The 13,195-nt window shown below is 46.7% G+C and carries 14 protein-coding genes and 1 tRNA gene; all 15 read right to left on the bottom strand.

Annotation, left to right across the window (positions count from 1 at the left end):
- The coding region (locus tag AC50X8_RS32350; RefSeq protein ID WP_494883704.1) for a collagen-like triple helix repeat-containing protein at window positions 1–1,237 on the bottom strand (1,237 nt) is incomplete at its 3' end.
- A 379-nt stretch (window positions 1,238–1,616) separates the two neighbouring features.
- Window positions 1,617–2,045, bottom strand: a complete 429-nt coding sequence (locus AC50X8_RS32345) for a NucA/NucB deoxyribonuclease domain-containing protein (RefSeq protein ID WP_056035252.1) — start codon at window positions 2,043–2,045, stop codon at window positions 1,617–1,619.
- Between the two features lie 245 nt (window positions 2,046–2,290).
- Window positions 2,291–3,037, bottom strand: coding sequence for a DsbA family oxidoreductase (locus AC50X8_RS32340; protein WP_056035197.1), 747 nt, complete (start codon window positions 3,035–3,037; stop codon window positions 2,291–2,293).
- A gap of 152 nt (window positions 3,038–3,189) precedes the next feature.
- The gene (locus AC50X8_RS32335; protein WP_494883698.1) at window positions 3,190–4,233 is read right to left on the bottom strand and encodes a hypothetical protein; all 1,044 of its coding nucleotides are present in this window, start codon (window positions 4,231–4,233) and stop codon (window positions 3,190–3,192) included.
- A gap of 137 nt (window positions 4,234–4,370) precedes the next feature.
- Window positions 4,371–4,529 carry a small acid-soluble spore protein P gene (locus tag AC50X8_RS32330; protein WP_056035203.1) on the bottom strand — a complete coding sequence of 53 codons (159 nt, stop codon included), beginning with the start codon at window positions 4,527–4,529 and terminating at the stop codon, window positions 4,371–4,373.
- Between the two features lie 15 nt (window positions 4,530–4,544).
- A complete protein-coding gene (locus AC50X8_RS32325) occupies window positions 4,545–4,892 on the bottom strand; it encodes a hypothetical protein (RefSeq protein ID WP_056035206.1) in 348 nt (115 codons plus the stop codon).
- A gap of 248 nt (window positions 4,893–5,140) precedes the next feature.
- A tRNA-Ser gene (locus AC50X8_RS32320) sits at window positions 5,141–5,229 on the bottom strand.
- 93 nt (window positions 5,230–5,322) lie between these two features.
- Window positions 5,323–6,606 carry a serine--tRNA ligase gene (serS, locus tag AC50X8_RS32315; protein WP_494865776.1) on the bottom strand — a complete coding sequence of 428 codons (1,284 nt, stop codon included), beginning with the start codon at window positions 6,604–6,606 and terminating at the stop codon, window positions 5,323–5,325.
- Between the two features lie 21 nt (window positions 6,607–6,627).
- Complete coding sequence (gene pdxT, locus AC50X8_RS32310; protein WP_046234145.1) at window positions 6,628–7,209, bottom strand: pyridoxal 5'-phosphate synthase glutaminase subunit PdxT; 582 nt, start codon at window positions 7,207–7,209, stop codon at window positions 6,628–6,630.
- A gap of 33 nt (window positions 7,210–7,242) precedes the next feature.
- Window positions 7,243–8,124: a pyridoxal 5'-phosphate synthase lyase subunit PdxS gene (gene pdxS, locus AC50X8_RS32305; protein WP_046234144.1), complete on the bottom strand. Its 882-nt coding sequence runs from the start codon at window positions 8,122–8,124 to the stop codon at window positions 7,243–7,245.
- A gap of 153 nt (window positions 8,125–8,277) precedes the next feature.
- On the bottom strand, window positions 8,278–9,567 hold the full coding sequence (locus tag AC50X8_RS32300; protein ID WP_494865778.1) for a D-alanyl-D-alanine carboxypeptidase family protein: 1,290 nt from the start codon (window positions 9,565–9,567) through the stop codon (window positions 8,278–8,280).
- Window positions 9,568–9,845: 278 nt separating this feature from the next.
- Window positions 9,846–11,303 carry an IMP dehydrogenase gene (gene guaB / locus AC50X8_RS32295; protein WP_056035212.1) on the bottom strand — a complete coding sequence of 486 codons (1,458 nt, stop codon included), beginning with the start codon at window positions 11,301–11,303 and terminating at the stop codon, window positions 9,846–9,848.
- A gap of 63 nt (window positions 11,304–11,366) precedes the next feature.
- The gene (locus AC50X8_RS32290; RefSeq protein WP_056035217.1) at window positions 11,367–11,639 is read right to left on the bottom strand and encodes a hypothetical protein; all 273 of its coding nucleotides are present in this window, start codon (window positions 11,637–11,639) and stop codon (window positions 11,367–11,369) included.
- Between the two features lie 2 nt (window positions 11,640–11,641).
- On the bottom strand, window positions 11,642–11,938 hold the full coding sequence (locus AC50X8_RS32285; RefSeq protein ID WP_494865782.1) for a hypothetical protein: 297 nt from the start codon (window positions 11,936–11,938) through the stop codon (window positions 11,642–11,644).
- A 32-nt stretch (window positions 11,939–11,970) separates the two neighbouring features.
- On the bottom strand, window positions 11,971–12,333 hold the full coding sequence (locus tag AC50X8_RS32280; RefSeq protein ID WP_494865784.1) for a class I SAM-dependent methyltransferase: 363 nt from the start codon (window positions 12,331–12,333) through the stop codon (window positions 11,971–11,973).
- Between the last annotated feature and the right edge of the window lie 862 nt (window positions 12,334–13,195).

Here is a 13,195-nt window from a genome sequence, read left to right as displayed (position 1 = left end):
TCTCTCCTGTCACACCAGTCATACCTGTCGAGCCCGTTGCTCCGGTTGTTCCAGTTACGCCGTTGGTACCCGTTACACCCGTTGCTCCTGTCTCTCCTGTTGCACCAGTCACACCTGTCGAACCTGTCGCTCCAGTGACCCCTGTTGCACCTGTTTCTCCCGCTGTACCTGTAGATCCAGTTATGCCAGTAGAGCCTGTAACCCCTGCACCCGTCGCCCCTGTTGCTCCTGTAAAACCTGTCACTCCAGTTGTACCAGTAGCCCCGGTTACTCCGGTCGTTCCGGTCACTCCAGCCCCCGTTGCTCCAGTTGCCCCAGTCGTACCCGTCGCACCTGCACCAGCCAGCATCGTATAATCTGCCGAGCTTTCTGGTACTCCGCTTGGCGGTGCCGTATTCACGACATACGTACTTCCATTGAATGTAACGACCCAATTAACGGGATATGCCGGGGCTGCCAAAGGATTAAATGCCACCATCCCTTCCAGTCCTGCCCCTGTTGCTCCCGTTACACCTGTCGCTCCTGTAGCTCCCATTACCCCGGCTGATCCTGCCGACCCATTGGCTCCTGTTGCACCCGTTGCTCCCGCGCCAGCAATCAGAGTATAGTCTGCGGAGCTTCCTGGCACTCCGCTTGGCGGCGCCGTATTCACGATATACGTGCTACCATTAAACGTAACGACCTGATAATCGGGATAAGTTGGGGCTACCAAGGGATCATACGCGACTATCCCTTCTAGCCCTGCCCCTGTTGCTCCAGCTACACCAGTCGCTCCAGGCGATCCTGTAGCTCCCGAAGCACCATTCGCCCCCGCTGGGCCAATTGCTCCCGCAGCGCCTTGCGCTCCAGGCGATCCCGCTGGACCAATCGCTCCGGGAAGGCCCATCGCTCCAGGCTGCCCTGCAGATCCTGTTGCTCCTGCCGGACCAGTTGCTCCAGTTGCCCCATCAGTTCCAGCTTGACCGCTAAAACCTCTCGCACCCCTTGGGCCTCTGGCACCCCTCGGGCCACGTTTTCCGCGTCTTGCATGAGCTGGCCAATGGGTATGGCCATTCCGAGGTTTTTTATCTTGATTCCCATCGAGACATTTCAGCGCCTCTGTCAGCAGCAAAATCGAGTCGATCACTTCGCGCTCCGCCCGGACAATTTTATTTCTCCCCGCCAGCCTGCGCGCAAATCTCAATTCAAGAATGGCGAGGTTTAATTTCCGCAAACAACTGGCTCTTCTTTTCGCCAACCTGCTCATCTCCCATTGTTTTTTCGCATTACCGCTTTTTATAGACTGTACGCCTGCATGCTGAAATGACATATCGAATATGGGAGCTCGCTCGTTTAACCCGATTTTGGCGTATTAGACCTTTCACAAGCTGGAGCTGCTTAATCCATTTGTTAAGCTCTTGTGATTTCCGGTTCCTGTTCATCTTCATCCCTCTTTACCAATTTATTTGCTCGCTTTCTATTCAAAAACGCAAAAAATAGTCTTTTATCATCATTACACCAGTCTATGTTTGCGCCCTATATGCAACACGGTATTCACCCAGTCTTTGAATATAAAAAAAGCCCAATCCTCTGCATGAACGCAGACAATTAGACTTTTACTCAAAATAAATGCTTGCTTATTTGATAACAAAAGCAATTCTCGAACCATCCGGGTATTTCTCCAGCTGGTTGCTGACCCATGACCCCGCCCCGCGATTATCCGATGGGTCAATATAAGCAATATGGGCGCCGCTCCCGCCTTCGGCACACATCGCCATTGGCCATTCATCACGATCGTAGCCTTTTTTCACCTTTACGCCCTGCAAAGATTTTTTCCGATTCTGATCCGCGCCTTCCCGATCAATCGTACAAATAGGGGATTTTCCCGCTGCAATCGCATCTTTTATGTGCTTGCCTGTCTCTGGATACCGATCCGTCGGAAAATATAACGTGTAATCCGTTCCTTCTGCCGTATTCCAATCTTTCGCCAGCTCATCAAGCCAGCCCATATAAGACGCTCCGGCCAAAGCCAGCATAATAAGCAAGGAAATAAGGGCATTTTTCATTTTAAACTTCTTTTTACGGGACTTTCTTTTCAACGCGCATAGCCTCCTGATGCTCTTTTTCCTCATTTTCTCATCATAAAGGGCGAAGGACAACCCTTGGCCAAATTTTATTTTCACACCTGTTAGGCAAAACATATACTTTCTTATATTTCAAAAAAAAGCTGAAGCAGCGTCACTTGCCCGCCACCCCAGCCTTCCCTAAAATCTGTTTATATTCAAATATTCATCATTTCAGTTATATACAATTACGCCTTGTCTGAATTAGCATCCTTAGCCGCCGAAGGCGCGCAAGTGCCATCCGAACAAGCTGCACCGTCAGCATCATCCGGCAAATCATTGATGACGGTCAGGGCTGGATACGCTTCATCCCAAGCCTGCTTGATTGCATTCAGGAACACTTCATTGGGCTGAGCGCCCGATATCGCGTATTTGCGATTAATGACGAAGAATGGCACACCGCGCACGCCTATCCGCGAAGCCTCCTCCTCATCGCCACGAACGTCCTGTGCATGAGCATCGCTTTCCAGCACAGCAAGTGCCTCCTTACGATCCAGTCCAACCTCGGCAGCCAGATCAGCGAGTGTATCGCGCTGTCCCAAATGCTTGGAATCGGTAAAATAAGCACGGAACAGTCGTTCCGACATCGCATCTTGCTTGCCGTATTTAGCTGCAAAATGGGTTAAGCGGTGCGCATCAAACGTATTCGTCAGCACCAGTGTATCGAAGTTAAAGGTCAAGCCAACGGATGCCGCCTGCTTTGCCAAATCGCTGTTCATCTCGATTGCTTTCTCGCGTGGCATGCCGTATTTGCGGGACAGCATTTCATGCACATCGTGCTCATAGCTGATCGCGGCGTTAGGGTCCAGCTCGAAGCTGCGGAACACGACCTTCACCTGCTTGCCATGCTCGAACTTGGCTAATGCGCCCTCCAGCCTCTTTTTACCAATATAACAAAACGGACATGCAAAATCTGACCATACATCTATTTGCATTACGATTCCTCCTTTAAACTCATATACGTATAGTAATATACTTTACTTTTTAAAGCAATAGAATCATTCAGGCCTCCGCTACAGCGTTATAAAAAAAACCGCTCATTCACTTAGAATGGGCGGCTTCTTTTGTATCATTTTAAGCTATAAAATTACATACCCAATCCCATTCCAGACATCAGCTCATCCATCTTAACCGCGTCCGTCGGAATTTCATACAGGAATTTAGGCGCTTTATTAATATTGTGGTATTCAGCTGTTAACGAACCGCCAACTTTCACGATACCGCCGCTTTCATCCGTAAAATCTACATTGATTTTAGCAGTCTGCTGCGATAAGTAGCCATCTTTAATGGCTCCTACAATGGAGAAATCATTGACTTTCAGGTTTGTTTTCAGCTGGTCCAACGTTTCTTGCTTGTTGGCTTCGAAATCTGCCTTCAGCTTCGTTACATCCTCATTCGTGCTTTCAATCATTTTCATGAAATCTTCGTTTTTCGTCAATGTGTCGATTAGCTCTGGAAGCACTTGATTAACGATTGTTTCTACTGCCTGCTGATAGTTGCCTTCATTAATTTGAAAGCGAACAACTTGATCCGCCTCTACCCCTTCAGGGAGCGCTGTATCTTCTTTTTTCAGCGAGGAGAAATACGTTTTTTCATCAAAATGTTTTAAAATAATGCCGCTCACTTCTTGACCAAGCTTCTGTTGGGCCGCAGTATCCAGCATCGCTCCTGTTTCCGCTTGCTTTGCCAGCTCCTCTAGATCAATCTCCACGAATTTATCTGTGTATTGCTCTGGCAGCATAAGCATTGGAAGCGCTGGAATTTTCACAAACATCTTTTTGTCTGTCATAATCATCGGTATTTTAATGGAAAGGCCCGCTGCCGTAACATCCATTTCCATATCTGTGCGCAGCGGCTCTTTTTGATATACCGCTTTAACATTTACTTTAGCGCCTTTAAGCAGGCCAATGACATATTGTGCTCCAGCTCCGTCTTCCTGAAGCAATTCGTCTGGCACTGTAAGCTCATCTATCCCAAAAGACATCGTAGAATCATATGATGTGACTTCCGCCATTTTTTGAGTAGCTTTCTCCAAAGACTCCTTAGGAGACGCGCTCGCGCTGCATCCTGCGACAATAATTAAAGCAGCAGCGATAAATAGCATAGCCACTTTATGTAGTCTGTTTTTCATTCTAGTTGATCCTCCCTATTTGTATCTCTGCTTGACATCCCCCCTATTTTATAACAAAACGACAGCATATAGAAGCAATATCCAAAAAATCCCGCTTCTCTGAGAAGAAACGGGACTTTTGTATGAACACCTTGAATTTATGATCCTTCCGGATTTAGGTGAGAAGTATGATTTTTCTGCTTCGTTTTTTTCGATCCAGATAAAGGCTGCTGTTGTGCAGAGTCATCATTGCGGCTTCTTTTGTCCTGAGATTGACGCTGCGCCTCCGGCACAGGCACGCTGTCTGGCTTGCTCATATCATCGTCCTCCTTTTAGGCGTGTGTAAGCTGCGCAAGCGCTTGGGCGCATTCATGGATATGACGCTTATAATCATGAATGAGCTGTTGAAGCATGTCTGTGCGTTCATCCACAGCTTGATGATCCTTTTCCACATCTACGAGCTCCACTTTAATTTCACGGCTATCCACATATGTCACCTTAAAATCGATCTCATACGCCTGATGCCCCGCGGACTGAATTGTAATCCGCAGCGATTTTGGGTCCGCCTCATCGGCTGCTACCTGGCACTTATCCGGCTTGTTCATCATATCCGGCAGCGTGCGGTTCCATGCTTCCACCAGTTCTGGCTGGCTGTAGGTCAGCTCATCTTTTTTCGCCATCTTTATCAACACCTCCACATCTTATAAGATGCGGCGCGAGCCCGCCAATTATTCAGGCAAAATCCAGCATAAACACAAGATTATCCACAGTTTTATACACAATTCATGCGAGTTATCCACATTATATACAATTTATCCACAGGGCTATCGTGGATAATGGTGATAACTCCTGCTCAGACGATATCCCCAATCCCCAGACAACAAAAAAACGCCCAAACCGTAAGGTTGGACGTTATCATTTATTAAGTTGGCGGAGAGGGTGGGATTCGAACCCACGTGGGCTTGCACCCTAACGGTTTTCAAGACCGCCCCGTTATGACCGCTTCGGTACCTCTCCACATATAAAATCATCACAAAAATCATTATACCACAGGTTAAAAATGAATATCAACCTTTTTCTTAACCTGTGGCTATCAAAAATGTAAAAACTTTAAGCTTTAGGTCCAATTACGCTGATTCCGCCCATATAAGCACGCAATACTTCAGGAATGACGATGGAGCCGTCTGCCTGTTGGTAATTTTCAAGAATAGCGGCAACGGTACGTCCTACCGCAAGACCTGAGCCGTTAAGCGTATGAACGAATTCCGGCTTGCTCTTCGCGTCTCTGCGGAAACGGATGCCCGCACGTCGCGCCTGGAAGTCCTCTACGTTCGAGCATGAGGAGATTTCCCGGTATGTGCCTGCACTTGGCAGCCATACTTCAAGGTCATAGGTTTTCGCAGCGGTGAAGCCCATATCGCCTGTGCACAGAGCGAGCACGCGATAGGACAAGCCCAGCAGCTCAAGTACCTTCTCGGCATTAGCCGTCATCTTCTCCAGCTCATCGTAGGACTCTTCCGGCTTCGCAAGCTTAATCAGCTCGACTTTGTTGAATTGATGCTGACGAATCAAGCCGCGTGTATCTCGGCCTGCCGCACCCGCTTCCGAGCGGAAGCAAGAGCTGTAAGCTACAAAATGCTTCGGCAGCTCTTCAAGCGACAAAATCTCTTCACGATGAAGATTCGTAACCGGAACCTCGGCCGTTGGAATTAGGAAATAATCCGAATCGGATATTTTGAACAAATCCTCTTCGAACTTCGGAAGCTGCCCTGTTCCAATCAAGCTGTCGCGGTTGACCAAATAAGGCGGCAGCACTTCCTCATAACCGTGCTTATCACTATGTAGATCCATCATAAAGTTAATCAGCGCACGCTCAAGACGCGCACCTAAGCCGCGATAAAACGTAAAGCGGGAGCCCGTTACTTTAGCTGCACGTTCGAAATCAAGAATGCCAAGCTCTTGTGCAAGATCCCAATGCGCTCTCGGCTCGAAATCAAATGAAGGCTGCTCCCCAATCCGGCGAAGCTCTACATTATCATCCTCAGAAGCCCCTACTGGCACACTTTCATGCGGCAAATTCGGAATCGAAAGCATAAGCTCGTCCACTTGTACCTCTACCGCGCGTACTTCTTCGTCCAATTGCTTAATCCGGTCGCCTACTTCACGCATTTCGATAATCAGCGCATCAGCGTCGCCGCCTGTTTTTTTCAGCTTCGCCACTTCCTGCGATACGGTGTTGCGGCGATTTTTCAGCTGGTCCGTTTCCTGCAGCAGGTCCCGGCGCTTTGTATCCAGAACAGGGAAATCTGCGATTAAATCAAGCGATTTACCGCGATTGGTCAGCCCTTGCTCTACTTTTGCGTAATCATTACGCAGCCATTTTATATCTATCACGCTTGGTTGAACTCCTCTCAGCTACCGGCTCACTGCCAATTGTTTAATCATATCGACAAAATAGGCATGCAAACGGTAATCATCGGTTAACTCGGGATGAAAGGATGCTGCCAGCAAATGTCCTTGCCGAGCCGCCACAATTTCCCCTTTGTATTCCGATAGCACATCAACCTGCGATCCAACTTCCTTGATCAAAGGAGCACGAATGAATACCGCACGAACCTGCTCATCAATGCCTTTAATGTCTAGATCAGTTTCGAAGCTCTCCCGCTGTCTTCCGAAAGCATTGCGCTCCACCGTCATATCCATGAGCTTCAGATGCGCATCCTCTTGTCCTTCAATACGTTCAGCGAGCAGAATCATTCCCGCACAAGTACCAAAAATCGGCTTAGATTGCTCGGAGAAAGCTTGAATCGCTTCTAGAAAGCCGTATTTGCGGATCAGCTTGCCTATCGTCGTACTTTCGCCGCCTGGAATAACAAGACCTTGCAGCTCATCCAGCTGCGAGGTCTGTTTAACGGCGACCGCTTCCGCGCCCGCCGCCTCCAAACTGCGTATATGCTCTGCAACTGCGCCTTGAAGCGCGAGTACACCAATTTTCATCGCCTACACGCCTTTCTTATCCAAGCTTGTTGCTTAAATTCCGCGATCTTGCATACGCTGCGAAGCGTCCAGCTTGGAAATTTCGATGCCCTTCATTGGCGCTCCCAAGTTTTTGGATACTTCTGCGATCAATTTGTAGTCTTGGTAATGAGTTGTAGCTTCTACGATAGCACGAGCAAATTTCTCCGGGCTGTCGGATTTGAAAATACCCGAACCTACGAATACGCCGTCAGCGCCCAGGTGCATCATCAGTGCTGCGTCAGAAGGTGTTGCTACGCCGCCTGCTGCAAAGTTAACGACTGGCAGCTTGCCGCTCTCGTGTACGCCCAGAAGCAGGTCATAAGCAACGCCCAGAACCTTCGCTTCATTATACAGCTCGTCCTTCGACAAACCTTGAATTTTACGGATTTGGCCATTGATCAGACGAAGGTGGCGAACAGCCTCAACAATGTTTCCTGTTCCCGGCTCACCTTTCGTACGAAGCATTGCTGCCCCTTCTTGAATACGGCGAAGCGCTTCGCCAAGATCTTTAGCGCCACATACGAAAGGAATCGTAAATTCGTTTTTGCTAATGTGGAACACTTCGTCTGCCGGAGTCAGAACTTCGCTCTCGTCAATATAGTCAACGCCCATCGATTCAAGCACTTTCGCCTCTACATAGTGGCCGATACGCGCTTTCGCCATAACAGGGATCGAAACAACTTTCATAACTTCTTCTACGATGGTTGGGTCAGCCATACGGGCAACGCCGCCTGCTGCACGGATATCGGAAGGAACGCGCTCCAGCGCCATAACTGCTGTTGCACCTGCCGCTTCTGCTACTTTTGCTTGCTCGGCGTTCATAACGTCCATGATGACGCCGCCTTTTTGCATTTCAGCCATACCACGTTTTACACGCGAAGTTCCTGTTTCCATTTTTGAAAAATCCTCCTCAAGGTTTTACGCCGCGCCCTTCATCCTGAAGGGTTAGCGCTTAGCTCCCATTATAATATCGATACTTGCTCTAGGCACTAATTTTACAGGAACGCTCCTTAATCGACAACTATTGTTTTCCCTGTATTTATGTGATTAAAACAGATTCACAATATCGTTGAACAGTCCAACGAAAAATTGACCAATAGCGCGGAACATCAGACGCAGCCAGCCGCCCTTTTCCACATCCTCCGATGCGATCAAATTAACCGTTCTGTCCACTTTATTGCCTTCAGCATCCGTATACTCGTAAGTGACTGTTCCGAGCTTCTGACCAGCTGTAATGGGAGCAACAAGCTCTTCCTCTTTCAAAAGATTGCTTTCCTTCAGCTCGATCTTAGGCTCCGCACCTTTTTTCACCGTGAAAGTGATGTCGGACTCCGTAACGGCAGGAACCGTCTTTTCGACACCCTTCTTAATTTTAACCGATTCCAGCGTTTCTACTACAGATTTTGCAGGAAGCACTGATTTCTTCTCAAAATTGTTGAACGCATAGTCGTACATCTTAGCTGTTTCAAAGAAACGGGCCTCTTTTGACTTTGTATTCATTACGACGCTGATATAACGCGTATCGCCTCGTTTAACTGTACCCGTAAACGTATAACCAGCTGCCGATATATAGCCGGTTTTCATGCCATCTACGCCCTCATAAGCATACGCACGTAAATACGTGTTGCTTTTGTTCGTTTCCAGCATCCAGTTATAATTCTTCATGGTCGCTGTATCGCGTTCACGGAATTTGTATTCCTGAATTTTCGAATAATCCAGAAAGTCCGGATGTTTTTTCAAAATCGTTTGTGCCAGCTTCGCCATATCGCGAGCCGAAATAAGCGTTGTATCAAGCAATCCTGTCGCACTTGTAAAATGAGCCGTCGTCAGGCCGAGCTCTTTCGCCGTTTCGTTCATCTTGGCAACAAAGCTCTGCTCACCACCGCTTATTTGCGAAGCAAGAGCAATCGTTGCATCATTCGCCGAACCTACTGCCATAGCAATATATAAGTCCTTAACCGTATGCTGATCGCCTTGCGCCAAATAAATTTGCGAGCCATCTGCAGGAGTATTCGCTGCTTCTTCACTAACGGTAACGACCTGATCCCAAGTTAATCTTTTATTCGTAATTTCCTCAAGTACGATATATTCCGTCATGAGCTTCGTCATGCTGGCAGGAGGACGCGGCGTATCCGCATTGACTTCATAGATGACTTGTCCCGAATCTGCATCTATTAGAATGGCTGATGATAATTCCATGCCTAAAGAGTTTTCGACCCAATCTTCCTTACCTGCAGCCGCTGCTGCACCAGACCCTAATGACAGAATAACCAACCACATCGCCATAAAAGCGGCGATAACCGATGTCAGTCTAATCGGCTTTACCTTTGCCTTCAACGTCTTCTCCCCTTTTCATCCGAAAGTTTGTCGTTGTTAATTGTATCACATGCAAGCAGGGGAATTAAACCTCTACTGCGCTCAGCCCTCTTTCAATAGCTAAGCCCTTGCAGGAAGCCCGTTTGAGCTGTTTAAACCCCTTAAAACTTCCCCGGAGCAATAATTACCATGTAAAATAGTGGATCTAAATCAATGCCCTCTATTGAAAAAAAAGACAGACCCGGCAAAAGCGAAGTTCCGCTTTCTTGTGGTCTGTCTCTGGCCCGTTGGCCGGGATATTAAAGCGAGTAGTTAGGCGCTTCCTTCGTAATTTGCACATCATGTGGATGGCTTTCACGAAGTCCTGCACCAGAAATCCGGATGAAATGTGTATCGTTCTTCAGTTGCTCCAGGTTTGATGTTCCGCAATAGCCCATACCGGAACGCAAGCCGCCAAGCAGCTGATGAACCGTATCCGACAAAGGACCTTTGAATGGCACGCGGCCTTCAATGCCTTCTGGAACTAGCTTGCTCTCGTTTTCTTGGAAGTAACGGTCCTTGCTGCCTTCTTTCATAGCGCCAAGGGAACCCATACCGCGATATACTTTAAAGCTTCTGCCTTGGAAAATCTCTGTTTCGCCAGGGCTTTCAGAAGTACCTGCAAACAAGCTGCCGATCATAATGGCACTTGCGCCTGCTGCAATAGCTTTCGTAATATCGCCGGAATATTTAATACCGCCATCAGCGATAACCGGTACATTGTATTCACGAGCAACGGAAGCACAGTCATAAATCGCTGTGATCTGTGGTACGCCAATACCTGCGATTACACGCGTTGTACAGATCGAGCCTGGACCGATGCCGACTTTAACGACAGATGCGCCTGCTTCAATCAAATCGCGTGTAGCTTCGCCTGTAGCCACATTACCTGCGATAATCGTCAATTCCGGGTATTGCTTGCGGATTTTGCGAACTGCCTCAAGGATATTGATATGATGCCCGTGTGCAGAGTCTACAACGAGAATATCGATACCTGCTTGTACGAGTGCTTCGGTACGATCCATTGTATCTTTAGAAATACCAACAGCTGCTCCGCAAAGCAAGCGGCCATGTGTATCTTTTGCAGCATTAGGGAATTGAATCGCCTTCTCAATGTCCTTGATTGTAATCAGGCCTTTGAGCGTATTCGAGTCATCCACCAATGGCAATTTCTCAATTTTGTGTTTTTGCAGCAATACTTCCGCCTCTGTAAGCGTCGTGCCGACTGGAGCCGTTACTACATTGTCACGTGTCATAACTTCATGGATTTTAATGGAATAATCATGTACAAAACGAAGGTCACGATTCGTCAAAATACCAACAAGCTTCTTGTCAGCATCTACGATCGGCACGCCCGAAATGCGATATTTACCCATTAATTCTTCCGCATCATACACATGATGATCAGGTGTAAGCGAGAATGGATTCGTAATAACGCCGCTTTCCGAACGTTTTACACGATCTACTTCTTCCGCCTGTTGTGCAATGGACATATTCTTGTGAATAATGCCGATTCCGCCCTCACGCGCTATGGCAATAGCAAGAGCTGCTTCCGTAACCGTGTCCATCCCTGCGCTGATCAATGGAATATTCAGCTTGATGCTAGCAGAAAGTTTTGTCGAAATATCCGATTCTCTTGGCAGTACTTCTGATTTCCTTGGAACGAGCAGCACATCATCAAATGTTAGGCCTTCCTTGGCAAATTTTGATTCCCACACGAATATGTTCCTCCCTTAAATTGAGCCGTCTTCACGTATATTATTGCAATATTAGCAGAGGGGTCATGGGCTGTCAAGGCTGTCACAAGGCGAGCAATTTCCGTTTTGCAATAAGCTTTTTGTCTGAATTTTCTCACTAAACAGAAGCGTCACGCTTACATGTGAGAACTTCGTATTTTGAGGAGGCGAAATATCTGTAATAAAAAGGGTTACAAGTCCGACTGCTGTTGCCTTTTTATAATCAGCGCTAGCAGGCATCATTTCGATTTCTACTTTGGCAATAGCTTTGGCAATAGGCTCTTTGTTCAGCATCGTCTCTTCCAGCACTTGAAACAAATTTATGAATAATTAAGTACCTGCTTAAAAGCTGCAAAAACAGCAAACTCATGATGCTTATAGACACAATCTGCCGCTGCAAAACCACTTTTGTGGAGCCACTGCAGTTGATCGTGTACCGTTGCATTCTGATCGAGCTTTCTTCGCTCAATTGCAGACTCTATCGCCTGCTCAGCCAAATCCCCTTTGCCAATGTGCCGCTCCCATTTGTCCTTATAGGCAAGATCAAAGCAAGATAAGCTTCCGGCAGCTTGGTCAGCATTAATAAAGCTGCCATCGTCCTCTAGAAGCTCATGCACGGTGTGAAAAAGCTCCTGCTTAGATTCATGGCTCAGGTGATGTTAGATAAGGACGAAATGACAATATCATATTTTTGCTTGAACATATATTTTGTATAATCTGCCGCAATATATTCGACTTGCTTGCTATGTTCAAATCTCAAACGAGCTGCCCTCATCATCTCTTCGCTCAAATCAATCAGAGTAAACTCCGCCAGCGGGTATTTTTGCTGAACAAACGCGGCGAACAGCCCTGTCCCAGCCCCAAGATCCAAAATACGCGGTTTCTGCTTAGGTGTATTCACCCAATCCACAGCTGTTCCATAAAACTCATCAAAGCATGGAATTAGCTGATGCCGCTGAAAATCATAGTCCTTAGCAACTTGATCAAACAACGTCTTAATGGACTTTTCCATCTTCATAACCTCCCGCTATTTTAGCAATATTATAGAGCGCTGAGCATGTCAATATTATTGTCATTGTAACTGTAAAACAGATTAATAAACCGATTCTAATGAGATAATCTCACATACTAAGACTACAATATTATTTTACAAAATCAAACATATTTATTTCATCAAAAAATTTATAGCTGTTCTTTTCCTGACCACTAGCTCGACACTTTAAAAGGATAACAATCCACAACAGCTATTATAAGAATAGGATCATCGCCTATAACAAAACAATCAAATGTCAGGACATTTCATAAACTAATTATGTATATTTACGAACCTTGTTAACCCTTATTTTAATCTTGTTGTTCATAATAATATTGTAATTTAAGATGAAAAATATCCTAAATAGTATACTTAAAATGACTTTATAAACATGATACTAATCCCTTCTATGAGCCCAACAAACTACTCTCTAGCTGTCCAACTCCGCTAATACCCAGCCATATCTAAAGACCAATCCCATACCGTTAGTTAACCTGCCATGCAAAACAATTAGTGCTATGCATGCCTAAAAGCAACCTGCATCGTGTATAAAGCCTAGAAGCCTAATTAGTATCATCTATGCATTTACAAGCTACAGCGTTAACAAGAACCGGTAGCAGAGCTGTGGACGTTACCAAAGCAACGGTAACACAGGGTTAAAATATAAAAACGCCAAAGGCCCTTTCGTTCAAAGGACTTTTGACGTAATAACGTTTATTTCATTAAAAACGAAACAAAAAACCTGCCGCAAACTGCGGCAGGCTTCTCGTGCTTGGCGACGTCCTACTCTCCCAGGACCCTGCGGTCCAAGTACCATCGGCGCTGGAGGGCTTAACGGTCG

The sequence above is a fragment of the Paenibacillus sp. JT22N15 genome (assembly GCF_059383755.1).
Note: the sequence above shows the minus strand (reverse complement) of the source record. Positions and strands in the feature narration are given on the sequence as shown.